Source organism: Rheinheimera metallidurans (assembly GCF_036983985.1).
Lineage (GTDB): Bacteria > Pseudomonadota > Gammaproteobacteria > Enterobacterales > Alteromonadaceae > Alishewanella > Alishewanella metallidurans.
In genome coordinates, this window is the sequence record NZ_JALAHQ010000001.1 from 648,377 (window position 1) to 673,225 (window position 24,849).

Genomic DNA, 24,849 nt, shown 5'->3' on the forward strand with positions numbered 1-24,849 from the left:
GTGTACAGCGGAGTGGTAGTTCAGTCGGTTAGAATACCGGCCTGTCACGCCGGGGGTCGCGGGTTCGAGTCCCGTCCGCTCCGCCATTTCACTTTGTTTTACTCACTTTTCTAATATTAAAAACTATTTAATCAGCTAGATAGCTTAGCTGTCTGTCACTCGCGTAGCGTTGCAGAGTTTCGCTAATATAGGCTTTATATGGCGAGTGGTCTGATACTACATAGTGGCCATTAATAGTCTCTAATAATTGACGTTTATAATGTTTAGTCGATGCTAAATTATGTTGCTGTAAATAATAATTAAAGGGTGCCTCGTAGGTAATTAGCGCACTGCTGCGCCCTTTTAAGAACATTTCTACAGCGCTAATGCTATCGGGCAAGTCAATAAAGTTATACCCCTGATTCTGCAATATTTGTCGTTGACCGTGGTAATCAAAGCTACGAATTGCCGCTATCGTTGGCTGTGGCTCACGCATAACAGATACAGCCTGTGTCAGTAAAACTAAGTTCATTCTTGCGTAGGGTGGTTCGATAAAGCTTACGTTTTCCGGTAACGCTAACGTATATTTAATATTGATGGTTAAATCTATTTCACCAGTTTCTAGCATTTTATAAAGCCGCGCAGGAGTAGCGCACACAGTAGTAACTTGTATATTTTTGTTTTGTAAAATATCTCGGGTTAAGTCAACTGCACTACCGTTGCAAATAGCGGCTGAAGCGCTAATAAAATAAGGCGGGAAATGATGAACACCCATACGAATTTCATTATCTGCCGCAATAGTAGTAAAGCTTGCGAGTAATAGTAGTAATATCAGTGTTATGCGCATAGCTATTTATCATACTGTGAGATATTAAGCATAGTAGCTTACCGTTGCCAATTGACAACGGTTCTGCATAATTTTTGTCTAATATATGTTAAGCGGTACTATAACAACCATGAAAAATATTCTGCGTCGGTCTTATTGCACCAGATTCTATGCGCAACCAGCTAAGTACTGAGTCAAATACCATATCGTGGCTGCCTGCTTGTGCCGCATTTTGTTGTAGGCAATCTGTTTTTAGCGCCGTGTTTTTAATTGTTTCAGCTGAAAACCACATTAGTAACGGTACCTTAGTTTGCGCTTCTGGTGCCATCCAGTAGGGTAAGCCGTGTAAGTAAACACCGTTCTCACCAAGCGATTCTCCGTGATCTGAAACATACAGCATAGATGTATCAAACTCAGTTGAAAGCTCTTTTAGTAGCTCAATAGTGGCGTTTAGTAAGTCATCGGTAGCTAAAATGGCATTGTCGTACGCATTAATAATATGCTCGGTTTGGCACTGATTCAGTAGGTTGCTTTCGCATTCAGGTGCAAATTGCTTTTGCGTTGCTGTACTGCGTTTATAGTATTCTGGGCCATGGTTGCCTTGCTGATGCAGAACAATAAATATCGGGGTAGCCGCTGATTTTTCCGCTAGTAACTTCTGTTTTAAGCCATTTAACAACACCAAATCAGAGCATTCGCCAGCCGTACAGTTTGCATCACGGGCAAAGCTTTGATCTTGCTCTACCCGGTCACACATGCTTTTGCAGCCGGAATTGTTGTTACGCCACATTACCTTTACGCCGCTACGTTTTAGAATGTCGAGTAAGTTGTCTGAGTTTTTTGCCAATGCTTCGTTATAGTTTTCGCGGTTAAGATAACTAAACATACAAGGCACAGATACGGCGGTGGCTGTACCGCAGGAATCAATAGCGCCGAAATTGACAATGTTTTGTTTAGCAATACGTGGTGTAGTGCTGCGTGAGTAGCCGTTAATGCCTAGATGATCTGCCCGTACTGTTTCGCCTAACACCATAATAACTAGCTGTGGTTTACCGGTGCCGAGAATAACTTGCGCATCTTCGCCATGGTGTACGAAGCTTTGGCTGGTTGGTACTGCTGTTTTATCATGAAGAGTGCCAATAACCGCATTAAGGATATTAAAGGGTACGGCTTGATGCTTAAGGTAACGGTGCTCTCTAAATAATGAAGAAAAGCTTTGATACTGCGTTATTACTAAAACAGCAATCATTGCGACAATACTTAACATTGCCAGACTGTAGCGCAGCACTGTGCGTTTAGACCCGACTTTGTGGTGCTTAGTCCAGATAATGAGTAAAGAGGGGAGAACAAAATAACCGGTAAAATAAGGCAGCATTGCCCAGTTAAATAAACCGTAGGCTTCATGGCTATCGGTTTCTAAGGCATTTAGTAACATGCTTTTATCCATTAACATGCCGTATTGCAGCATAAAATACTGGCAGCCAGTGGAAAGTAAGAGTAAGCCGATTAGCCAAGTTTTTTGTAATCGACCAACGCCAAATAATTGGCAAATGAATAGATTTAATAAAAACAGTAGGCTTACCAATACTAATGTGAGCGAGCTATCACCTAGTGGCCAAATGCTGTGTATAAAGCTTTGATTAAAAGCCAGAGTGAGTAACGCAGCAACAGCGATATTAGTTAATAACGATGATACTACTGGCCTCTTATATGGCCGAGCCGGGGCGGTTGTTACTGATAGCGTATCTGCTGACATGGGATCACTGCATATAAAACCTGTAATATATGTAGTGTAAAAGCGGTTTCTTAAGAGGGTCTTAACTCAGTAACTAACTACAGAGCGTAATAGGCAGACGCAGCATAATACTGACTTCGCTCTGGTGTGAAGTATCAAAGGCTATACTGCCACCATGCAACTCCATAATACGTTTTACAATAGATAGCCCAAGGCCTGAACCATCGATATGTTGATGGCTTTGGTGGCGGAAAAAACGATTGCCCATGTTCTGTAAATCAGGTGCTACTGAGCAGGGGTTTTTTACGGTAATAGCTAAAATGTTGGCTAGCGCTATGTTTGCTGATATTGCTACGCTGGCATTGTGTTCAGAATATTTGCTCGCATTATCAAATAGATTACGCAGTGCCGATTGCAGCAGTATGGTGTCGCCGCTAATGACTAACTCGGGTTTAATATCAATATGCCAACTTACTTTTTCCAGTAACGGTAGCCGCATTTGTGATAACGCATCTTGCACTAATGTTATTAGTGGTGTGGTCGCGCGATGAATGTCTTGTATCCGTTCTAATCGGCTAAGTGTTAATAATTGGTGTACTAGATGAGTCATGCGTTTGCTACCATCGACAATAGCGCTAGCTGCTTCAGTGATCTGCTCAGGTGTTGCCGCGTTTTGCAAATTTTGTGCGTGTAGCTGCAAGATGCTTAGCGGCGTTCTTAGCTCGTGTGCGGCGTCAGCAACAAAATGTTTTTCCTGTTGTATGTAGTGTTTAACGCGTGCGATAAGTTGGTTGATAGCGTGTTGGATCGGTTGCAGTTCTACCGGCTGCTTTAATGTAATTTCAGTAAGCTTTTCGGCGTGCTTTTCGGCTACGCTTTGTTGTAAGCGATTTAACGGATAAAGTATCAGCTTAACCACAAGATAGATAAGAACGCTCAGCGGCAGAATCATCACCAATATTGGTCTAATTTGCGCCAATGCAATATGTTCGCTCATTTCTTGGCGCACATCTTCACGTTGAGCGGTAAATACCCATAAATCGGGTTGCTGTAACAAACTAAAGCTAATCCAATGAACGCCTTGCTCAACCAGTTCGTGGTAGCCTTGCTCCGTTTGCGGTTCGGGAAACTGCGATACGTTTTCTGATGCCATAATAAGCCGGTCAGCTTGCCATACTTGAAACGCAATTTTACGTTCATATTTATGGCCGGTTTGACGCCGCTCTTGCGCTGAGGTTAGGTTCTCACCGGTATCGGTAAATTCGGGTACGGTAATAATCAGTGGCGTGTCAGTTGAAAACTCAGGCATTGCAGTTAACATGGTGCTGACTAATCTTGCGTTGCGCGCTAGCTGAGCATCATAAATTTCATCCAGTTCATGCATAGCGTCGTTATAGGACACCAACGCGGTGAAGCTAAGACTACTAATCATAATTAGATTAATAACAATAATTAGCCAAACTTTAATACTATTAATCTGCATAATGACTATTAAGCATGTAACCAACACCTCGGATGGTTTTTATTAGTTGCGGGTCTAACTTTTTGCGCAAACTATGAATATGCACTTCTATAGCATTACTTTCAGTTTCACCATCCCAGCCATGGCATAGCTCTTCTAACTGCCTGCGAGATAATATTCGGTCTGGTTGCAGCATAAAATCTTTTAGTAACATACATTCGCGCCGGGTTAACATAACATGCTGGCCGCGGTGTAAACATTGTAAATTGCCAAGGTCTAAACTGACATCCGCGACAGTTAATAAATCATCTCGGCGCACCGCGTTACGGCGGCTTAATACTCTAATTCGTGCCTCTAGCTCTAACACATCAACCGGCTTTACTACGTAGTCATCAGCGCCATTGTTAAACGCGGCTAGTTTAGTTTCCACTTCGTCTTGCGCGGTTAGCACCAATACTGGCAAAGTATGTCCAGCTTTGCGCAGCGTTTTTAATACGTCTATCGCAAAACCATCTGGCAAGCCTAAGTCTAAAATTAGCAACGAAAAGTTACTGTCTGCAAGGGCCAGCAATGCTTGTTTACCATTGATACAATGTTCTGGTTGATAACCCATATGCTTTAAACTGGTTATCATGCCCTTGGCTAAGGCTATATCATCTTCAACCAATAAAATTCGCATTAGTGTTATTTGCCTATTACCGCACTGGGTGTACTGCAAACTAGCTTAAAGCACAGCTTAGCGCAAAGCAAACACAGGATAAACGTAGTGATGTCGTGTGATAAAAAATGCGCGCCGCGTAACTGCTGAGCTATACCTAATATTAAGCCGAACACTAAGCCTACCGCTAAACCTAAATAGCGCCAACGCGGTAGTTGTTGCTGAAAAAAGAAAAATAATGCAACCCAAGCATAGCCTACACTGGCATGGCCAGCCGGAAAGCACTGCTGGTATGAAAGATAATTCGGGCGGTGCTGAAATAAGTGGATATAGGGTTCGGTGCCACCGAACAGTGCCAAATCCCACGGACAAGCAATATTGGTAATGGCTTTTAGATAAGCGACTAAAGCGAATGAGCCGATAAGCGACAAGCTTAGTGCGATATAACTACGTACGGTTTTTGTATTACTCGGCACGCGATTGATAAGGTGGTACAGCGTTAATAGCAGCACCACCGCACAAAATATATAGTTAAGTTTACGCGCACCTCTATGCAATACATTTTCGGTTAACCAGTGATGTTGCAATGCCCAGTGCTGCCCTTGCAAGATGTAAAGTTTGTTAGCTAACCAAATATCGCCACCGCCACTATCTAGTAGCAACAAGGCTAAAATATATAGCAACAAAATTAACAGTACCTTGCGGTCAGTGATAAAAGATCGAATTACCATAATGGTATAAACTCAGGCAGTTATTATGTGTGCACAGTATTAAAATAGTGTAAATCAGTAATCTTAAGATGGGCTTAAGTAAAAGTTTTTAGTATATTAAAAAAAACTATACTGAAGTATTTATTACTGTGACCAAAACAATATTAACGCGTGTGTTGGGCCCCTATTATCAGTTGTTTATCATGCTGTTACTGATGGTATTACTGTTAACTTTTAGTCGAGTTGGCTTGTTTATTTGGCAGTTTGACCGAGTTAGTGCAACCGGCGCAATATGGCCACTGTTGCTACAAGGTGTGCGAGCCGACCTTATTCTAGTGGGCTTGTGGTTAGTTATACCGGTGCTGTTAGCGCCAGTTTGGGGCAGAGCCGCAAGCTTTGTTAGCTGGCGTAGCTTTTGCCATATTTGGGCCTTACTTGGCTTACTGACTGTAATTTTTATCGAAATATCTACACCGCAATTTATTCTGCAATACGATATTCGTCCTAACCGCTTATATATTGAGTATTTAAAATATCCTAAAGAAGTATTTAGTACGTTATGGCATGGTTTTAGAACTATGTTGCTAGCGGGTATTGCGGTTACTGCACTATTACTCTGGCTAGCAAATAAAGTATTACTTAACGCTAAACGTAGTGTCGCACCTTATAACAACAAAACCTTATGGCTTAGTTGGCCATTAGTGGTGTTTGTGGTGTTTGCCATGGTGCGTTCAAGTACCGAGCACCGACCTGCCAATCCAGCTTTATTTGCCGTTACCGGTGATGCACTGGTTAATTCGTTGGTGATCAGTTCGCCTTACTCGGTGCTGTATGCCATATACAGCTTAAAGCATGAAGCTAGCGCTAGTGAAATATACGGCAAGCTAGAGCAAAAACAAATGCTAACGTTAGCGCTAGACTGGCCATGGCTAAAGCAAGCAGAGTTTGATCGTCAGCATCCTACCTCGCATTTTCGTCAGGCAAGTACAGCGCCAACGCGACCGCTAAATTTGGTGATTATTTTAGAGGAAAGTTTAGGTGCTACCTTTGTTAAGTCGTTAGGTGGTGTACCAGTAACGCCAGAGCTTGAACAGTTAAAATCGGAGGGGTGGTGGTTTGAAAACTTGTACGCTACCGGCACACGTTCGGTGCGTGGCATTGAGGCGGTAATTAGTGGCTTTATGCCAACCCCAGCCCAAAGCGTGGTGAAATTATCGTTAGCGCAGCAGAATTTTTATACGCTTGCCTCTACGTTGTCAGAGCAGGGCTACCAGACTAGCTTTGTTTATGGTGGCGAAGCTCATTTTGATAATATGCGTTCATTTTTTACCGGTAATGGCTTTGCTGAAGTTATTGACCAGCAAAAAATTGATAACCCAGTATTTGTTGGTAGTTGGGGCGCCAGTGATGAAGATTTATTTCGCGCCGCGCATCAACACTTTACAAAAATGCACCAGCAAGGCCAAGTATTTTTCAGTTTAGTGTTTAGCTCGTCAAATCATGAACCCTTTGAGTTTCCTGATGGCCGTATTAGTTTGTACGAACAACCAAAAAATACCGTTAATAACGCGGTTAAATATGCCGATTATGCGATGGGGCAGTTTATTGCACAGGCGAAACAATCCGCTTACTGGCAGGATACGGTGTTTTTGATTGTTGCAGACCATGATAATCGCGTGTACGGCAGTAATTTAGTGCCGGTAGAAAAGTTTCATATTCCAGGTTTAATTTTAGGTGCGGGTATTACGCCTAAACGTATAACGCCAGTTGCCAGCCAAATTGATTTGGCGCCAACATTACTTTCACTTTTGGGTATATCAGCAGAAACACCCCTAATTGGTCGTGACTTTAGCAAAGACGATACAAGCCCCGGGCGCGCATTGTTGCAGTTTGATCAGTACTTTGCGCTGATGGAAGAAAACAACTTAACCATACTGCGCCCAGAAAAAACGCCAATTGCAGCGAGTTATGACCCAATAACAAAGCGCTTAACGGCTACTGCTCAGCCGGTTAGTGACGCGCAGCATAACAAAACCTTAGCTCAAGTATTACTGCCGTCGTTTTTATACCGGCAGCAGCTATATCGCAGTGCTAAGCCACTTGTTAATAAAAAAGAAAGTATCGTTATTGCGGAAAATACCCCTACGGCTAACTAGCCTTAGGGGTAAGTTGTTACTTAGTTAACACCGCGCTTTAGTAGCTTTTCACCTAGCACTAGCATGCATGGCGTTAAAAACAGCGTTAATACAGTAGCAAAGGTTAAGCCTCCGGCAATAGCGCTGGATAGCTGTGTCCACCACTGGGTAGACGGTGCACCAAAGCCAAGGCTTGGCTCTAATAGGTTAACGTTTACTGCTAACACCATTGGCAGTAAACCTAGCACCGTGGTAATCGAAGTTAGTAATACTGGGCGTAAACGCAGGCAGCCGGTTTCAAGCGCGGCATTCACCGCAGATAAGCCGGTGCCACGCAGCTGGTTATAGGTATCAATAAGCACAATATTATTATTTACCACTATACCGGCTAGGCCAATAATGCCCATACCCACCATAACAATACCGAAGCTTTGGCCATTAATCAGTAAGCCCAGTAACACGCCGGCAGTAGAGAAAACAATGGCTGATAAAATTAATATTGTTTGATACCAGCTATTAAACTGCACTAATAAAATCATCAACATCATAAAAATAGCAGTGGCAAAAGCGCCAAGTAGAAACACCATAGATTCTTGCTGATCGGCACTTTCGCCAGCTGTTTTTATATGCACATTATCGGGCACCTTCATATCACTGGCTAGTAAGGCTTTTAAGCGCTCAGTAACTTGTGCACCCGGTGCTAAATCCGCTTTGATGGTTACGGCACGATTACCATCGATACGTTTAACCACACTGGTTTTTGGTGCTGGGACTAAGGTAACAAAATTACTTAGCGGTACTAAGCCACGCGGTGTTTGAATAGTTAAACGGCCAAGTTGATCGAGTGAGCGCCAGCTTTGGGGAAAACGTACCCGAATATCCACTTCGTCTCTGGCATATTCCGGGCGAAATTTTGCCAGCAATAAGCCGTTACTCACCATTTGTACTGCATTACCCACGCTTAACACATCGGCACCAAAACGGGCTGCAGCGGCGCGGTCAACCTCTAATCGCCATTCAATGCCGGGTAAGCTGCGGTCGTCTTCAATATCAACAAAGCCGCCCAATTGCGCCATCTTACTGGTGAGCTCACTAACAACCCGTTCGGTAGCCGCAGGGTCTAAGCTGCTAACTTGTAGCTCAATCGGTTTGCCTCCTGATGGCCCTTCTTGTTGCTGGCGAAACTCGAGTATTACGCCCGGAATGTCGGCGGTAAGAGTGCGCATTTCATTTAGGATCTGCGCCGCTTTTCGCCGTTCGTGCCAGTCAATAAACTGAAACTGTAATGTGCCAACCACGTCAGCGGCCAGTTCGCCGCCACTGCTACTGGCTAATGAGCGAGCGTAGAGTGCTTTTACTTCAGATAAACCCAGCAGACGCTGCTCTACTTTTTTTAGCAGGGCGTCTTTTTCATAAATAGACATATCACCGCGGGCGCGCACCCATACTTGGGCTGATTCTGGCTCTACTGAAGGGAAGAACTCTACGCCATAGTTATATTTACCATAGGCAACAAAAATTAATGCCATCGCTACCAGTAAACCGGTAAAGGTAAGCCCAGGACGGCGTAGCAAACGGCTTAATAAGCCGCGATACGCTTTACCTGCTCGACTCTGCTCTACTTGATGTTGAGGTGGTTGCGCCTTACTTAAGCCACCCATCACAGGTAGAAAAATAAGTGCCATAAATAGCGAGGCAATTAAGCACAAAATAACGGTAGCCGGTAAGTACTTCATAAACTGACCGACGACACCCGGCCAGAATAACAACGGCATAAATACCACTACGGTGGTGGCGGTTGAGGCAATAATGGGCCAAGCCATACGGCTAGCTGCATTAGCCCACGCTTGTTTCGGTTTTTGCCCTTCAGCTAAATTACGGTCAGCCAGTTCACTTACGACAATAGCGCCGTCAACTAGCATGCCTGCAACTAAAATTAGCGCAAATAATACGATAATATTCATGGTGTAGCCCAGCGCAGCAATCATTAAAATACCGGCAAAGAACGCACCTGGAATAGTAATACCTACCAACACCGCTGAACGCACACCCATGGTGGCGATAATTAAAATGAGTACCAGTACTACTGCAGTTAACACGTTGTTCAGTAAATCTGACAGCATGTTTTCTACTTCTTTAGACTGGTCCATAATGTAGTCAACTTGCATGCCGCTGGGAAACAGGCTGCTGGCTTGCTCAATGAGGGCTTTAGTTTGTTCGATAGTGGAAATAATATTGGCGCCACTGCGTTTTTTGACTTCTAACACCACGGCGGGCTGGCCATTAATGCGGGCAAAGCCCTGAGGGTCTTTAAAGCTGCGGCTAATGGTTGCAACATCGGCAAAGGTAATAACGGTATCGCCGTCTACTTTAATAGGCATTGACAGTACGTCATCTAAATTTTCAATAACGCCTGGTACTTTCATTGCCATACGACCCGCTCCGTTATCTAAGCTGCCAGCAGCCACCAAACGGTTATTGTTTGATACCAAACGAAATAATTGCTGGTAATCAAGGCCGTAGCCTTCTAATGCTTGCGGGTCGACGACAATCTCAAGTAAGTCTTCGCGGTCACCGCCAATGTCTACTTCTAATACTTCAGGTATGGCTTCAATATTTTCCTGCAATTGCCGAGCAATAAATACCAATTGTTGCTCAGAAATTGGCCCTGATAAACCCACCGATAATACCGGAAATAAGCCGACGTTAATTTCGTTTACAGTTGGCTCTTCCGCCTCACTTGGCAGCTTTGCCCGTGCAGCATCTACCTTTACCCGCACATCTGCTAGCGCTTTATCGGCATCAAAACCGGCATCAAATTCAAGCATAACGGACGCATGGCCTTCGCTTGAGGTTGAAGTCATCTTTTTAATACCTTCTAACGAGCGTAGTTCGTGCTCCATTGGCCGAACTAATAAACGCTCGCCATCTTCTGGGCTAATACCATCTAATGACATGGAGACATACATCATTGGAATAGCAACGTCGGGGTTAGCTTCTTTGGGGATAGATTGATAAGCACTGATGCCAGCAATAAACAGAAATATTAGTAACATTATGCTGGCACGGCTGCGCTGAATAGCCGCTTGAATAATGCTGCTCATGGTTTGGCTCCAGCAACACGCACGGTGCTACCTGGCTGCACAAAACCGGCACCTTGGGTAATAATTTGTACCCGTTGTGGCAGGCCGCTAACCCAAGCACCATCGTTATCAGCACTTAGTAATGTAACTGAATAAAATTTTACCTGTTGTTGCTCATTAACAGCAGAAATGCCTAATTGGCCGCTGGCATTTAAACTGAGTAACGCCGGAGATATTCGATGCGCTGCTATGTCGCCAAGCTGGACTTCTACTGTGACGCTAACACCAGCAATGCGCAGTAGCTCTGGGTTATTAACCGTTACTTCAATATAAAAGCTGCGGGTGGCGTTATCAGCGGCATAGCTAATAAAACTAAGGGTGCCATTTAGTGTTCTACCGTCGAGCAAACGTAGGGTTACGTTTTGCCCTACCGACAGCGCTGCTATATCTTGCTGCGCAATTTGTGCTGTTACTTTTAGCTGATCAATTTGCACTAGCTGCATTAATTCGCTACCTACTTGCACCAAATCGCCTACTTCAATATGCCTGCGGTCAACAATACCGTTAAACGGCGCTTCGGGCGAACGTTGGCTAATAGCGAGTTCAGCAGTAATAAGCTCAGCTTGGGCTTTGGCTTGCTCGCTTTGCAGTCGAGTTAGTTCGGTTGCTGATAAAAACTTGGCTTTACCTAAGGCTTTAGCGCTGTCTAATTCGCTATTACGTAGGGTTAAGTTTGCTTTGGCTTGTGCCAGCAAAGCGCTGCGGCCTTCATTCGATAATTGCAGTAATTTGTCGCCTTGTTTTACGGCATCGCCTTGTTGTTTTAATACTGCCTCTACTGTGCCTGCTTGCTGCGATTTAATACTGACACTGCGCCAAGGTAATATTTGCCCCTGTGCTACCTGTGTTGCTTGATAAGGCTGAGCATCTGACCACCGCGTTTCAACCAGAGCTAACTGCTGTTGCGGCAGTTTCTGCGCTTCGGGCGCCTCATTTTTTGCGCCGTAGTTATCGCCGCTAAATAGCCAAAGCAGCAGCACAAAGCTTAATATCACAGCAATAATAACCGGTGAAAGAGATAGCTTTTTTAACATCAGATAATCCTTGGCGGTGACACACGAATACGAGAATAAACAGTATGAAATATACTGGTAGTGGTGCGGATCAGCAACCTGATAACTGTAAGTAAATATGGCCAATATCAGGCACTGACGCTGATATTAGCCATAGTTTTAGTGTCTGGCGAAACGGCCCAGTTGCTGTTGGGTATGCGCTGTGCCGGTAAGTAAATCTTTAGCGGCATTATCTATCGCTGACATTTGCTTATAGGCATCGCTGGTCACTTGTTCGATGGCTGACAAGTGCTGATGGGTTTGCTGGTAATGTTGTTCTAATTCATTAACCGTTTGGTTAATACTTTGAATACCACTTTTCGCTTGCTGTAACTCATCACGTAGCTGACTAAACTCCGCACTGGTGCTGTCTATTTGTTGCTGCGCCTGTTGTGCCTGCTGGTTTAAACTGTGCGATTCGCTGCGTGTTTCGCCAACCAATTGTTCCATCTCGTTTAAAAAGCCAGATATTTGCTTGGTGGCATCATTTACTTTGGCGGCCAGTGTACGCACTTCGTCGGCTACTACAGCAAAACCACGGCCAGCATCGCCAGCTCGCGCCGCTTCAATTGCCGCATTAAGGGCTAATAGGTTAGTTTGATCGGAAAACGTTTCTACCATCACCAGTATTTGTCGTACGTTTTCAGAGTTTTTGTGCAAGCCGTTTATCGTCGCACCAAAGCTATCCAGCAGTTTAACAATACCAGAAAGCTGACGTGTTACTTGCTGCATTTGGCCGCTCGCTGCGCTGGCTTTATCTACTGCTAAATTAGATACCTGACCTACTTGGTCGCCATGTTGCACTATATTGGCTAAATACTGTAAAACTCGATCGCTTTCGCCACGAATTTGGCCACTGCGCTGCTCGGTATCTTGTAAATGACTACGGGTACTTTTTACCGCCACCGATACTTGTTCATTAACCTGATGGGTTTCATGTGCTTGTTGATGAATATCGCCAAGTAGTACACCCAGTTGTGAAACAAACTGGTTATATTCTTCTGACAAGGTGCGAAATTCGTCAAAGGTAAAGGCGGGTAGCCGATGCTGTAAGTCTGTGCCTTTACGGTTAGTATCCTGTAGTGCTGATACCAATGCTTTTACCGGACGCACAAATAAGTAATGCATGTAACCAATGGTAAAGACAAAGGCGCCAATACCAAGGATTAACAGCAACCACCATTGCGTAGTTGCGCCGCTTACAGGGTAGGCAAGATAGAGCGCAAGCAAAAAAAACATGGCTAAAAAACTAATATTGCCAATTATTTTTCGGTTTAAGCTGCCAAAGAAGGTGCGTTCAATAAACAGGTAAAGAGACGTAAAACCAGCCATAAATTCGCAAATCCTACTAGTAGAGTATGAATTTGAGCATAACATAGCCGCAAACACGCTGCGACCTTGTTATGTTAACGGATATTGATCTGCCACAACTGCAAATTAAATAGCCGAGTATCCATTCTTCGCGCTTAAATTATTGTTTTACCGCTAAACCTGCATCTAGCCACGCCTGCATGCCGCCAACTACTGAGTAGACTTGGCTAAAGCCCATACGTTGTAGCGATTCTGTCGCTAAAGTTGAGCGCGCGCCAGAGCGGCAAATAATATACATCGGGTTACTGGCTAATTGCGTTAATGCCATTTGTGGTTCGCAACCGCTAGCGGCCACTTTGGGGTGGTTATGAATATTCATTTCTAGCACACCACGCGGGTAGTTTACCGCACCAATAATATGCTGTTGCACGTATTCAGCTGGCTCGCGCACATCAATTAATATGGCTTCAGCATCTTTTTGTAATGCATTGGCCAAGTCTTGAATACTTACTTCTTTAATCGCTGTTTTGGCTTCAGCTACTAACTGTTGTGCTGTTTTCATTTGTTGCTCCTGTTTAGCTATAACAAAATGGCGTATTGTATAATTGAGAATTATAAAACCGACTGATAAATAACTATCGCGGCCATAATGACTAAAAATACTGCAAAAGCTTTTTGTAACCGCTGTTTAGGTAGTTTTTTACCTACGGCCGCACCAATAAAGCTGCCGACAATACCGGCGATAATCATTAAACCAATAGTTTGCCAGTCAAAGCTGATGCCTTGCTCGCTCATCACCATAAAATATTTGCCAAAGCCAACAAAAGACTTCATGGCAATAATAACTAAACTGGTCGCAATACCCACTGGCATGCTTAGGCCGCCCATTAAAACCAACGCGGGTACAATTAAAAAGCCGCCACCCACACCAACAAAGCCAGTAATAACACCGACCACTAAGCCGTCGAACACAATTTTAGCTGGTTTAAAGGTTTTGGTTTCGCTATTCGCTATATTTTTACTGCTGTTGCGCCACATCATTGCCGCAGCAACTAACATCAGTAGCGAAAACACCAATAACTGCCAACGCGTATCTACTAATGTGCCAAGCCAAGCGCCACCATAGGTGCCAAGCATACCAGGAATACCAAACCATAAAACATGGCGCCAACTGATTAAACCCTGTAAGCCATTACGTACTGAACCAAATAAACTAATGCCAGCGACAATAAGCAACGACGAGGCTATAGCCAACTGCGGAGGCATATGTAATAAATATAATAATACCGGTACGGTAAGGATAGAACCGCCAGAGCCGAATAAGCCAAGGCTTAAACCAATGACAATTGCGCCAAGTAAAGCTAGCATGGTACATTTACCTTATATAACAAAACGAAATATGCTTATAGCGAAATTGCATCTTAGACTGCTTTTCGCTATGCTGCAATTGAAATTTAGTAAGTTCTAATTTACGAGGCTTTTATGGTTGCTGATCAGGCAGATACTGAAAATACTGTTCAGGTTGAAATGTTTTTTGACAAAGAGAGCTCAACCTTTAGTTATGTTGTTGCCGACATCAGCACCAAGCGTGCGGTGATTATTGACCCTGTGTTAGATTATGATGCCGCAGCGGGTACTGTAGCCACTAAACAAGCTGATACCATATTGGCTTATGTAGCAAAACAACAACTGAGTATAGATTTAATCTTAGAAACGCACGCCCATGCCGATCATCTGTCTGCTGCGCATTATTTAAAACAAAAAACCGGTGCGCCAATCTGTATTGGCGAAGGAATTAAACAGGTGCAGCAAACCTTTAAGCTGGTTTTTAATTTAGGCGACGATGAGCTGTTAGCAAAGGGGGACTACTTTGATAAGTTATTTGCCGACAATGAGACCTTTAAAGTAGGCAGCATCACCGCAAAAGTGCTGAATACGCCAGGCCATACCAATGACAGTGTTAGCTATTTAATTGCCGGTCATTTGTTTGTTGGAGACTCATTATTTATGCCTGATTCTGGCACTGCGCGTTGCGATTTCCCAGGTGGCGATGCCCACGTATTATTTAAATCGATTCAGCGTATTTACCAGTTGCCAGATACTACCGCAATTTATATGTGTCATGATTACCAACCTGGCGGTCGTGAATTACGTTATCGTACTAGCGTAGCTGAGCAAAAAGCAGAGAATATTCACGTTAGAGCTGATACAGCAGAGCAAGAGTTTGTGCAAAAGCGTGAAACCCGAGACAAAACACTTTCCGTACCACGATTAATTTACCCTGCAGTACAAGTTAATATTCGTGCGGGGCAGCTGCCAAAAGCCGAAGCTAACGGCGTTAGCTATATCAAAGTTCCGCTTACGATTAAAGCCTAGCCGTGGCCTATGCTGGTCAGTCAGTAATATCAACGAACCGGTTTGCTCACACCAACACGCCGTAAACCCATCCATGGGGGCTCGTTTCAGGCATCCATGCCTTCAGCGGTTGGCTTAGAGCAAAGCCGTTCTCGCATAAATGATCAGCATTAAGCCGTGGCCTAGGTATTTAATAATAAAAAAGGCCAGTCAGAAGGTTGGGGTTTCTGACCGGCCGGCAAAAAAACATCTTAGCGCATACCAAGCAATATACTTCAATAAACGCTGTGTTGTTTTGATGTAGCTCAATCTTAGCGCTGAGTATCGTTTTTACCCAGCACCAAAATGTAAGCGAATATTAAATACGGCACAAATACGTTACCAACCGCATTGTTTACCTTTATTCTGCTGGTCTAAATAAGCTTGTAACGGAGCAAAATAATCTAACATAGTGGAAGCATCCATTTCTGGTTTGCCGGTAACCACTTGCAGCGCTTGTTGCCAGCTTTCGCTTGAACCCATTTCTAGCATTTCATTTAACTTAGCGCCGGCTGCTTTGCTGTTGTAAATTGAGCAGCGATGCACCGCACCTTCGTTACCGGCAATATCACACAGTGCCTTATGAAACTGAAACTGTAAGATATGGGCTAAGAAATAACGGGTATAGGGCACATTACCTGGTACGTGGTATTTAGCACCTGGGTCAAAGTCAGCTTCAGTACGAGCCACTGGTGCTGATATACCTTGGTATTTTTCGCGTAGCTGCCACCAAGCTTCGTTATAGTGATCCGGTGTAATTTCGCCGTTAAATACTTGCCAGCGCCATTGATCTACCATTAAACCAAAGGGCACAAAGGCAATTTTGTCTAGCGCCATTTTCATTAGTAACCCCAGATCTTTCGACTCGTCGGGCACTTTGTCTAATAAGCCAATTTGCTTTAAATAGCCGGGTGTTACTGACAATGCGATGGTATCGCCGATAGCTTCATGGAAACCATCATTAGCGCTTTCTTGAAAATAGACCGACTGATCTTTATAGGCGCGTTGATAAAAATTGTGACCAAGTTCGTGGTGTATAACAGAGAAGTCTTCACCGGTGCGTTGAATACACATTTTAATGCGTAAATCATCTTTCGCATCCAGATCCCAAGCTGAGGCGTGGCACTCTACGTCACGATCACGTGGTTTAACAAATAACGAACGCTGATAAAAGCTCTCCGGTAGCGGGTTAAAACCTAATGAGGTAAAGAAACCTTCGGCACCTTTAACCATTTTTATTTCATCGTAGTTATGTTTTGCTAGTAATTCGGTAACGTCATACCCTGGATCAGCGTCTTTAGGTGCAACCAAGTCATAGATGTTACCCCAGCTTTGCGCCCACATATTGCCTAATAAGTGTGCTGGAATTGGCTTGTCTTGCGGCACTTTGTCGGCACCATATTGCTCGGCTAATTTACTGCGTACATGACAATGCAATGCTTCATACAGCGGCTTTACTTGACCCCATACTCGGTCAAGCTCTTTGGCAAAATCGTCCGCCGGCATATCGTATTTTGACCGCCACATAGCGCCGGTATCGGCATAGCCTAGTTCTTTAGCACCTTCGTTGGTTAGCTCAATTAAACGTTGATACAGTGGGCGCATTGGCTTGCTTACTTCACGCCATGCTTGCCACATTTCTAGCTGCTCATCGTAGTTGCGGCTGCTAGCCATGATGGTTGACATGTCACCTAGCGATAAACAGTTACCATCAGCTTTGCAGTATTTGCCTTTGCCATAAATGCCACCTAGCTCGGCGACGATTTTCGCCATTTCGGCAGTTTTGGCGGCATCTTGTGGTGCCGGTAAAGTAAGAGCCAGTTTAAGTTTATCCAGCTTACGGCGATTTACATCTGATAATTTAACCTGATCAAATTTAGCTGCTGCTGTCGCTAGGTTTACCATTTCGATGGTCAGCTTTTCGTTAACATCTGCAGCTAATGACGCGGTATCTTCGGTAATAAAGTTAGAGTAAATCCATTCCGCACGATTGGCTTCTAAGCCTAGCTGCTCTAGCTTTTTTTCTGTTTGTGCAAGGAAGTCGACTGCATTGGCTTCAGTTAGCGCTGTTTGCTCGGCCTGTACCTGCGTGTTTGCTTGTTGTTCTGGGCCACAAGCGCTAAGTAGCAGGGCTGAGCCAACCAGAAACGCGGTAGCCGAGAGTTTAAATGTCTTCATAAAATAACCTTTGCCTGTTGTTATGATTTTGAGCACGTCCAGTATAAACAGGCGCTAGCACATAATGCCAGCGCAAGGGCGCGTTAGTTTTGTTGTTTTTGCTGCAATTGCCACATCCGGGCGTATTCGCCGCCGGCAGCGAGCAAGCTGTCGTGACTACCTTGCTCGGCAAGCTGGCCATGCTTTAACACAATAATATTATCAGCATCGGTAATAGTAGATAATCGATGAGCAATAACAAGGCTGGTGTGATTTCGTGCCACTTCGCGCATGGCTTTTAATATAGCTTGCTCAGAGCTAGAGTCTAACGCCGACGTCGCTTCATCAAATATGAGTATTGGCGAGCGTTTGAGTATGGCGCGGGCAATAGCTATGCGTTGTTTTTCGCCGCCCGACACTTTTAAACCTCGCTCGCCAACTAAAGTAGCATCGCCTTGAGGCAAACTAGTAATAAAATCAGTTAGATAAGCAAGGCTAATGGCGTGATCAATGTCAGCCTCACTGGCATCGGGGCGGCCATAACGAATATTGTCGCGAATACTGCTATTAAATAGCACAGTATCTTGCGGTACTATGGCAATAGAGCGGCGCAGACTGTCTAGCGTGACTTGACTGATGTCTTGGCCATCTATGGTTATGTTACCGCTATTGAGATTATAAAACCGGTATAACAACCTAGCTATAGTGCTTTTACCGGCACCGCTGGCGCCAACTATCGCCACCTTACTGCCGGCGGGTATAGTGAAACTTAGCTGTTGCAGAATTGGTCGCTGTTGTTGGTAATTAAAACTTACTTGGTTAAAACTAATTTCGCCTTGTGTAAGCTGTAATAGTTGAGCGTCAGCGGTGTCGCTAATTAACGGTTTGCGTTTGAATAAGCCAAGCATATTTTCTAAATCGGTTAGTGCACGACGAATCTCACGATAGACAAAGCCAAGAAAGTTTAACGGTAGAAATAGCTGGATCATATACGCATTTACCATTACCAGATCGCCCAGTGTCAGTTGCTTATTGACTACCTCAGTAGATGCCAACCACATTAATAATGTAATAGCGCCAGCAATAATAAAGGCTTGCCCCGAGTTTAACGCCAATAGGCTAAGGCGATTTTTCAGCCTTGCTTGTTCCCATTTGGCTAAAAAACTGTCGTAGGTTTGTGCTTCGTACTGCTCATTATTAAAATACTTTACCGTTTCATAGTTTAACAAGCTATCAATGGCGCGGCTGTTAGTGGTGTTGTCGGCCTGATTAGCCTCGCGGGTATATTTATTGCGCCACTCAGTAATAACCACAGTAAAAAAGATATAAACAGATACCGCTATGAGGGTAATTAGTGAATATAACGGCGAGAACAGGGTGGCAAAAATAACCGTAACCGCCACTATTTCAAACAGCGTAGGCACGATATTAAACATTAAAAAGCGCATTAAAAAACTTAGGCCATTAGTGCCGCGTTCAATATCACGGCTAATGCCACCGGTTTGCCGGTCTAAATGAAAAGCTAATTCTAAGCTATGTAGATGTTGAAATACCCGCAAGCCAAGCTGGCGCATGGCGTGCTCGGTAACTCGGCCGAATAAGGCGTCACGTACCTCACCTAAAAATACCCCTGCAAAGCGCAAACCGCCGTATAACAGCAATAGCACAACAGGTACCATAAGTAGTTGGTGCCGGTTGCCATCAAGGGCATCAATAATGTATTTAAGCGCCAGTGGCATTAATAGCGTGGCTGCCTTAGCGGCGATTAATGCAAGCAGTGCCAGTAATACCCGGTATTTAAATTGCCACAAATACGGCCACAGCATTGCCAGTGTTTGCTTTAAGTTAGTGGCGTCATTGCGCTTAGTGGGTTCAGGTTGTTTTGCTGCAGAGCGCATGCCGCGCATGACATTTTCCTTGTTAACAAAGCTTAGCTGCAAAGGTACGCTGTATCAGCGCTAACCTGCAACTTAAACTCTGCATAAATACTTATTACTACGTTAGAAATAAAAACGCCGGCGATTAAACCGGCGTTTTTCTAAGTTTAGCTAGAGCGCCTAATTAAGCGGCGTGCTCTTTTTTATCTTTGGCTAATGCACCTGGGCCTTGTTGCGGCAGGGTTTTATCGGCAGCAATATACTCAGAGTCAAAGTCATCAACGTTAATGGCAAATAACCGACCTTTTTCTGCTATACGCAGCTGGTTAGCTTCCGCTTCGGTAATTACCTTTAACTCTAAGCCTAAATCGGCTACTTCGTTTAAGCGATAAAACGGTAGGCGCTTTTTCGCAGCATGGCTTACTTTGTCAAAGATGGGTTCAGCAAGAAGAATATCTTTTAACGCTTGCTCCATCATACCTAACTGATTTAATGGCTCGTTTTTTAGATACAGATAGTGACCTAAGCGTGAACGTGAATCACTGGGTGTTTGCATAATACGGGCAACTTTGTGCTCGGTAATATCCGACGCTTTACGTAAGGTGCGGCCCCACGGAAACACGATGCGCTTTAAGACAACCCCTACAATGCGGTTCGGGAAGTTATTAAATAACTCGTCCATTGCTAACTGAGCTTTGGCCATATTGTCTTCACAGCCCCACTGTACTAGTGGTAAATCATCCACTTTACGACCTTCATCGTTATAGCGTTTCAGTATGGCTGAGGTTAAATACAGCATACTTAAAATATCGCCTAAACGTGCTGATATACGTTCACGGCGTTTTAAATCACCACCTAGAGTGCCCATGGCAACATCAGACATTAGCGCAAGAGATGCACTAAAGCGGTTCATTTGACGGTAGTACTTTGCTGTAGCATCGTTGTAGGGCGCGTTACTAAAGATACCGCCAGTTAACGATAACCAGAAAGTACGGAAGAAATTACTAATAGCAAAACCAATATGGCCAAATAGCGCTTTATCAAACGCGGTTACGGCTGCGCGCTCGTCGTCTATTTGTGCGGCTTGTAGTTCTGCCAGTACATAAGGATGACAACGAATAGCACCTTGACCATAAATAATCATATTACGGGTTAAAATATTGGCACCTTCTACCGTAATGGCTACTGGCGCACCCTGATAACCGCGGGCTAAATAGTTATTTGGCCCCATACAAATACCCTTACCACCATGAATATCCATGGCATCAGTAATGGCTTGGCGCATGCGTTCAGTCATATGGTATTTAGTAATGGCAGAAATAACCGATGGTTTTTCGCCTAGGTCGATAGCACCAACCGACATAGTCGTTGACGCATCAGCCATATAAGCATAACCACCTACGCGAGCCATGGCTTCTTCTACGCCTTCCATTTTACCGATAGGTAATCTGAATTGGCGGCGAATACGCGCATAAGCACCCGTTGCCATAGCGACAGCTTTAATGCCGCCAGTACTGTTTGACGGTAATGTAATAGCACGACCAACTGATAAACACTCAACTAGCATACGCCAGCCTTGGCCAGCCATACTTACACCACCAATAATGTAATCTAGTGGGACAAAGATATCTTTACCCTGAGTAGGACCGTTTTGAAATGGCACGTTTAGCGGGAAATGGCGACGGCCAATTTTAACCCCTGGCGTGGTTACAGGGATCAGCGCACAGGTAATGCCTAAGTCTTTGTTATCGCCAATTAGGCCTTCAGGATCGTACAGTTTAAACGCCAAACCTAATACGGTGGCAATAGGTGCTAAGGTGATATAACGCTTGTCCCAGGTTAGGCGCATACCAATAACTTCTTGGCCTTCCCACTCACCTTTACAAATAATACCGGTATCGGGAATAGCACCCGCATCTGAACCTGCTTCTGGGCTGGTTAGGGCAAAGCAGGGCACTTCTATACCTTTGGCTAAGCGAGGCAGGTAATGCGCTTTTTGTTCGTCAGTACCATAGTGTTGTAATAGCTCACCTGGGCCTAACGAGTTAGGTACGCCAACGATGCTTGATAACACCATGCTTTTGCTGGTTAACTTTTGTAATACACAAGACTGGGCATAAGCGGAAAATTCTAAACCGCCATATTGCTTTTTAATGATCATGGCAAAGAAGCCGTGATCTTTTAAGTATTGATACACTTCTGGTGTTAAATCGGCACGCTCATGAGTAATATGCCAGTCATCAACCATAGCTAGCAGCTCTTCAACTGGGCCATCAAGGAAGGCTTGTTCCTCAGTGCTTAAGCGTGGTGCAGGAATGTTATGTAATTTATGCCAATCCGGATTGCCGCGAAATAAATCAGCTTCCCACCAAGTGGTACCTGCATCAATTGCTTCTTTTTCGGTAGTGGACATTTCTGGCATAATTTTGCGATACAGCTTTAATAACGGTTTAGTTAAAGACTGCTGGCGCACTGAGGCGATATTGAGCGGTAATGCCACTATTAAGAATATTATCCAGCTTAACGTGCCGACAATATGTAGCGCTGTGGCAATAGCTAAGACAACAGTAACTGCTGCCGTAAACATAGTTAGGCTGGCACGGCTATAAGCCAATACCGCTAAGGTGCTTATAAGCACGATCCAGAATATTAGTATTTCCATTTATTGCTCCAATTAGAGGTCAGACCACTGTGCTGCTAGAGTAGAACGCTTTAGCAAAAGTTGCAAGCTTCAAACGCAGAGTTAAACAAAGTGATGGCAAAGCCAGATAGCGTTTATACGTTACAGCATAGACCTTTGGCTTAGAATAGCTGACAAAATAGTTACAGATAGGGGATAGAATTTAAACATAACCGCCGTTCAAAAAGGCGGTTATGTACTAAATCGAGCAGTATTACGCTGTTATGGTGCGTCGTTAGTTTGCATGGTTGGCGTTAACGCTAACTTGTGTAGCTGAACATCGAACTGTTCAACATTGTCTTCACCGCTCCATAATCTTACTAACATATAATCGAGTTCAGGTGCGACCCATGCATAAATTTGTTTGTTGCTGTTCTGCTCTGTACGCACAATACGTAAGGTTTTAGTATTACCATAGGGCAGTGCTAGCATTTCTTCCGCTACTACTTTGTAGTGGTATGTTTTGCTATTACCACTGCGATTAAGCACGTTGTAGTGAAACTCAGTTTTACCTGCTTTTAAATCTAATACCAATTGCAGCTGATAACTTATTGGGTCTAGCCAGTCTTCTTGCCATTTTATTGCTTTTGTTTTACGCGCCTTACCTTCTGTTACCACTTTGGTTTCTGGGTTTAGGTTAAGTTCATAATATCTATTCGGGCCAGTACCTGAGCGCTGCATGGTATAGCGCAGCGGCTTAATACTTCCATTTTCGATAATAAAATTAGAGGTTTCTTGGCGTTTATCAGAGAAAATCATCCAGCTGATGTCGCTGCTATAACCTAGTTCATAACCTTGTTCGGTATGGGTTAGATATCGGTGTGCTGTGCCGTGACTTTTACCCGCACGATAAACAATATAGTCAGCTTCAAAGCTGGTTAATGGTGTGGTGTCGGCATAAGTTGCGCTTGAGAACAGCGCGGTTAACATAATAAAAGACGTATATAAACGCCATTTAGTCTTCATCATCATTCGCATAACCATTGGCAGCTAATACATTACCATCTAACCATGCCTGATCTGCCCGCTGTTGTAAACGATTTTGGCAAAACCAGCGCACTACCAGCGGATAGATTTGATGCTCTTGCTCGTGCACGCGTTCAGCTAACGAGGCTACATCGTCATCACTAAACAGCGGTACCTTAGCTTGCAAAATAACGGGGCCACCATCAAGTTGTTCGGTAACAAAATGTACACTACAACCGTGTTCAGTATCTTTGGCATCAATTGCCCGTTGGTAGGTGTTAAGCCCCTGATATTTAGGAAGTAAAGAGGGATGAATATTCAGTAAACGCCCAGAGTAATGCTGCACAAACGCAGGTGTTAGTATGCGCATAAAACCAGCTAGTACCACTAAGTCCGGTTGATACTGATCAATAGCGTCAATTAAAGCTAAATCGTAGCTATCGCGGTCTTGGTACGCTTTATGGCTTAATACCTGAGTGCTAATGCCAGCTTCGCTGGCCCGAACTAAGCCATAAGCATCAGCTTTATTCGCAATAACAGCGTTAACTTTGCCCGGTATGGCGCCACTATTGCAGGCATCTATAATCGCCTGCAAGTTAGAGCCACTACCGGAAATCAATACAACAATAGATTTCATCACCGGCCTTATTCGTTAATGATAACCTGTTCGTCGCTTTGACCCGCTGCCTGAATTTCGCCTAAGTGCCATGCCGTTTCGCCCGCAGCTTTAAGAAAATCCAGTGCCGTATTTAATTGTTCTTTTGGCAGCACAATAAGCATGCCTACACCACAGTTAAAAGTGCGGTACATCTCATGGCGACTAATATTGCCTTGCTGCTGTAACCAGTTAAATATTGCCGGCCACTGCCAGCTTTTACCATCAATAACAGCTTTTGCATTATCAGGCAGAACGCGAGGAATATTTTCCCAGAAACCACCGCCGGTAATATGACATAGCGCATGTACAGGGACGCGCTTAAATAAATTAAGCAGATTTTTTACATAAATGCGGGTTGGTTCTAGTAGGTGGTCGGCAATAGATTTACCTTCCAACATGCTGTCTGGGTTTTGGCCACTTACTTCTAATACTTTACGTACTAAAGAGAAACCGTTTGAGTGCGGGCCGGATGAAGCTAATGCAATGAGTTGATCACCCGGTTGTACTTTGCTGCCATCAATGATGTTGGCTTTTTCTACTACACCAACGCAAAAACCGGCGATATCGTAGTCTTCACCGTGGTACATGCCCGGCATTTCTGCGGTTTCGCCACCTACCAGTGCACAACCTGCTTGCACACAACCTTCGGCTATACCGTGCACTACTGCTGACGCGGTATCAACGTCTAGCTTACCGGTAGCGTAATAATCTAAGAAAAATAATGGCTCGGCACCTTGTACCACTAAGTCGTTTACGCACATAGCTACTAAGTCAATGCCGACACCGTCATGGCGTTTTAGATCCATGGCTAAACGTAATTTTGTACCCACACCGTCAGTACCAGATACTAATACCGGCTCTTTATAGCCGGCAGGGATCTGGCATAGGGCGCCAAAACCACCTAATCCGCCCATAACCTCTGGTCGACGCGTGCGTTTTACGGCACCTTTAATACGTTCAACTAACGCGTTACCGGCGTCAATATCTACACCGGCGTCTTTGTAGCTTAAAGATGTTTTCTGCTCGCTCACGACTATCCTCGAATGGCTGAAAGTGGAAAGGCTTAAAATTGGCTGCATTTTACCTGTTTAACGCCGCAGACAAAA

18 protein-coding genes and 1 tRNA gene are annotated in these 24,849 nt (G+C 44.3%); 3 read left to right on the forward strand and 16 right to left on the reverse strand.

Features of this window, described 5'->3' with window-relative positions; all coding sequences use genetic code 11:
* Nucleotides 1-9: 9 nt before the first annotated feature.
* Nucleotides 10-86: transfer RNA gene (locus tag MN199_RS03105), tRNA-Asp, on the forward strand.
* Between the two features lie 41 nt (nt 87-127).
* Here the strand turns inward: MN199_RS03105 and MN199_RS03110 are convergent.
* From MN199_RS03110 to MN199_RS03130, 5 genes are all read right to left on the reverse strand, one after another.
* Nucleotides 128-826, reverse strand: coding sequence for a substrate-binding periplasmic protein (locus MN199_RS03110; RefSeq protein WP_132582235.1), 699 nt, complete (start codon nt 824-826; stop codon nt 128-130).
* A gap of 88 nt (nt 827-914) precedes the next feature.
* On the reverse strand, nt 915-2,561 hold the full coding sequence (locus tag MN199_RS03115; protein WP_335738374.1) for a phosphoethanolamine transferase: 1,647 nt from the start codon (nt 2,559-2,561) through the stop codon (nt 915-917).
* Between the two features lie 73 nt (nt 2,562-2,634).
* Nucleotides 2,635-4,023, reverse strand: a complete 1,389-nt coding sequence (locus MN199_RS03120) for a histidine kinase dimerization/phospho-acceptor domain-containing protein (RefSeq protein WP_335738375.1) — start codon at nt 4,021-4,023, stop codon at nt 2,635-2,637.
* Entirely contained in the window at nt 4,013-4,681 is a 669-nt protein-coding gene (locus MN199_RS03125; protein ID WP_335738376.1) for a response regulator transcription factor, read from the reverse strand. Before MN199_RS03125 ends, MN199_RS03120 begins: the two co-directional genes overlap by 11 nt.
* A 5-nt stretch (nt 4,682-4,686) precedes the next feature.
* Nucleotides 4,687-5,391, reverse strand: coding sequence for a phosphatase PAP2 family protein (locus tag MN199_RS03130; protein WP_132582243.1), 705 nt, complete (start codon nt 5,389-5,391; stop codon nt 4,687-4,689).
* 128 nt (nt 5,392-5,519) lie between these two features.
* Between MN199_RS03130 and MN199_RS03135 the strand changes: the two genes are divergently transcribed.
* Nucleotides 5,520-7,526: an LTA synthase family protein gene (locus MN199_RS03135; protein ID WP_335738377.1), complete on the forward strand. Its 2,007-nt coding sequence runs from the start codon at nt 5,520-5,522 to the stop codon at nt 7,524-7,526.
* A gap of 20 nt (nt 7,527-7,546) precedes the next feature.
* On the opposite strand, the gene MN199_RS03140 is transcribed toward MN199_RS03135, so the two are convergent.
* From MN199_RS03140 to MN199_RS03160, 5 genes are all read right to left on the reverse strand, one after another.
* Nucleotides 7,547-10,609, reverse strand: coding sequence for an efflux RND transporter permease subunit (locus MN199_RS03140; RefSeq protein ID WP_335738378.1), 3,063 nt, complete (start codon nt 10,607-10,609; stop codon nt 7,547-7,549).
* Nucleotides 10,606-11,682, reverse strand: a complete 1,077-nt coding sequence (locus MN199_RS03145; RefSeq protein ID WP_335738379.1) for an efflux RND transporter periplasmic adaptor subunit — start codon at nt 11,680-11,682, stop codon at nt 10,606-10,608. The genes MN199_RS03140 and MN199_RS03145 overlap by 4 nt, the downstream gene beginning before the upstream one ends.
* Before the next feature lie 138 nt (nt 11,683-11,820).
* Nucleotides 11,821-13,032, reverse strand: a complete 1,212-nt coding sequence (locus MN199_RS03150) for a methyl-accepting chemotaxis protein (RefSeq protein ID WP_335738380.1) — start codon at nt 13,030-13,032, stop codon at nt 11,821-11,823.
* A gap of 139 nt (nt 13,033-13,171) precedes the next feature.
* Complete coding sequence (locus tag MN199_RS03155) at nt 13,172-13,573, reverse strand: rhodanese-like domain-containing protein (RefSeq protein ID WP_335738381.1); 402 nt, start codon at nt 13,571-13,573, stop codon at nt 13,172-13,174.
* A 50-nt stretch (nt 13,574-13,623) separates the two neighbouring features.
* The gene (locus MN199_RS03160; RefSeq protein WP_132582253.1) at nt 13,624-14,379 is read right to left on the reverse strand and encodes a sulfite exporter TauE/SafE family protein; all 756 of its coding nucleotides are present in this window, start codon (nt 14,377-14,379) and stop codon (nt 13,624-13,626) included.
* 114 nt (nt 14,380-14,493) lie between these two features.
* On the opposite strand from MN199_RS03160, the gene MN199_RS03165 reads away from it, so the two are divergent.
* Nucleotides 14,494-15,387: an MBL fold metallo-hydrolase gene (locus MN199_RS03165; protein WP_335738382.1), complete on the forward strand. Its 894-nt coding sequence runs from the start codon at nt 14,494-14,496 to the stop codon at nt 15,385-15,387.
* A gap of 357 nt (nt 15,388-15,744) precedes the next feature.
* Here the strand turns inward: MN199_RS03165 and MN199_RS03170 are convergent, their stop codons facing one another.
* From MN199_RS03170 to purM, 6 genes are all read right to left on the reverse strand, one after another.
* Entirely contained in the window at nt 15,745-17,583 is a 1,839-nt protein-coding gene (locus MN199_RS03170) for a M2 family metallopeptidase (protein WP_335738383.1), read from the reverse strand.
* Between the two features lie 83 nt (nt 17,584-17,666).
* The gene (locus MN199_RS03175) at nt 17,667-19,469 is read right to left on the reverse strand and encodes an ABCB family ABC transporter ATP-binding protein/permease (RefSeq protein WP_335738384.1); all 1,803 of its coding nucleotides are present in this window, start codon (nt 19,467-19,469) and stop codon (nt 17,667-17,669) included.
* A gap of 154 nt (nt 19,470-19,623) precedes the next feature.
* Entirely contained in the window at nt 19,624-22,101 is a 2,478-nt protein-coding gene (fadE, locus tag MN199_RS03180) for an acyl-CoA dehydrogenase FadE (protein ID WP_335738385.1), read from the reverse strand.
* 240 nt (nt 22,102-22,341) lie between these two features.
* A complete protein-coding gene (locus MN199_RS03185; RefSeq protein ID WP_335738386.1) occupies nt 22,342-23,091 on the reverse strand; it encodes a DUF3108 domain-containing protein in 750 nt (249 codons plus the stop codon).
* The gene (gene purN, locus MN199_RS03190) at nt 23,075-23,722 is read right to left on the reverse strand and encodes a phosphoribosylglycinamide formyltransferase (protein WP_132582263.1); all 648 of its coding nucleotides are present in this window, start codon (nt 23,720-23,722) and stop codon (nt 23,075-23,077) included. Before purN ends, MN199_RS03185 begins: the two co-directional genes overlap by 17 nt.
* 8 nt (nt 23,723-23,730) lie before the next feature.
* The gene (purM, locus tag MN199_RS03195) at nt 23,731-24,774 is read right to left on the reverse strand and encodes a phosphoribosylformylglycinamidine cyclo-ligase (protein WP_335738387.1); all 1,044 of its coding nucleotides are present in this window, start codon (nt 24,772-24,774) and stop codon (nt 23,731-23,733) included.
* Nucleotides 24,775-24,849: the final 75 nt, after the last annotated feature.

Bases quoted from the DNA above. Each gene is read 5' to 3' on its own strand.
- MN199_RS03110 (WP_132582235.1), bottom strand. From the start codon at position 826: ATGCGCATAACACTGATATTACTACTATTACTCGCAAGCTTTACTACT.
- MN199_RS03115 (WP_335738374.1), bottom strand. From the start codon at position 2,561: ATGTCAGCAGATACGCTATCAGTAACAACCGCCCCGGCTCGGCCATAT.
- MN199_RS03120 (WP_335738375.1), bottom strand. From the start codon at position 4,023: ATGCAGATTAATAGTATTAAAGTTTGGCTAATTATTGTTATTAATCTA.
- MN199_RS03125 (WP_335738376.1), bottom strand. From the start codon at position 4,681: ATGCGAATTTTATTGGTTGAAGATGATATAGCCTTAGCCAAGGGCATG.
- MN199_RS03130 (WP_132582243.1), bottom strand. From the start codon at position 5,391: ATGGTAATTCGATCTTTTATCACTGACCGCAAGGTACTGTTAATTTTG.
- MN199_RS03140 (WP_335738378.1), bottom strand. From the start codon at position 10,609: ATGAGCAGCATTATTCAAGCGGCTATTCAGCGCAGCCGTGCCAGCATA.
- MN199_RS03145 (WP_335738379.1), bottom strand. From the start codon at position 11,682: ATGTTAAAAAAGCTATCTCTTTCACCGGTTATTATTGCTGTGATATTA.
- MN199_RS03150 (WP_335738380.1), bottom strand. From the start codon at position 13,032: ATGGCTGGTTTTACGTCTCTTTACCTGTTTATTGAACGCACCTTCTTT.
- MN199_RS03155 (WP_335738381.1), bottom strand. From the start codon at position 13,573: ATGAAAACAGCACAACAGTTAGTAGCTGAAGCCAAAACAGCGATTAAA.
- MN199_RS03160 (WP_132582253.1), bottom strand. From the start codon at position 14,379: ATGCTAGCTTTACTTGGCGCAATTGTCATTGGTTTAAGCCTTGGCTTA.
- MN199_RS03165 (WP_335738382.1), top strand. From the start codon at position 14,494: ATGGTTGCTGATCAGGCAGATACTGAAAATACTGTTCAGGTTGAAATG.
- MN199_RS03170 (WP_335738383.1), bottom strand. From the start codon at position 17,583: ATGAAGACATTTAAACTCTCGGCTACCGCGTTTCTGGTTGGCTCAGCC.
- MN199_RS03175 (WP_335738384.1), bottom strand. From the start codon at position 19,469: ATGCGCGGCATGCGCTCTGCAGCAAAACAACCTGAACCCACTAAGCGC.
- fadE (WP_335738385.1), bottom strand. From the start codon at position 22,101: ATGGAAATACTAATATTCTGGATCGTGCTTATAAGCACCTTAGCGGTA.
- MN199_RS03185 (WP_335738386.1), bottom strand. From the start codon at position 23,091: ATGATGATGAAGACTAAATGGCGTTTATATACGTCTTTTATTATGTTA.
- purN (WP_132582263.1), bottom strand. From the start codon at position 23,722: ATGAAATCTATTGTTGTATTGATTTCCGGTAGTGGCTCTAACTTGCAG.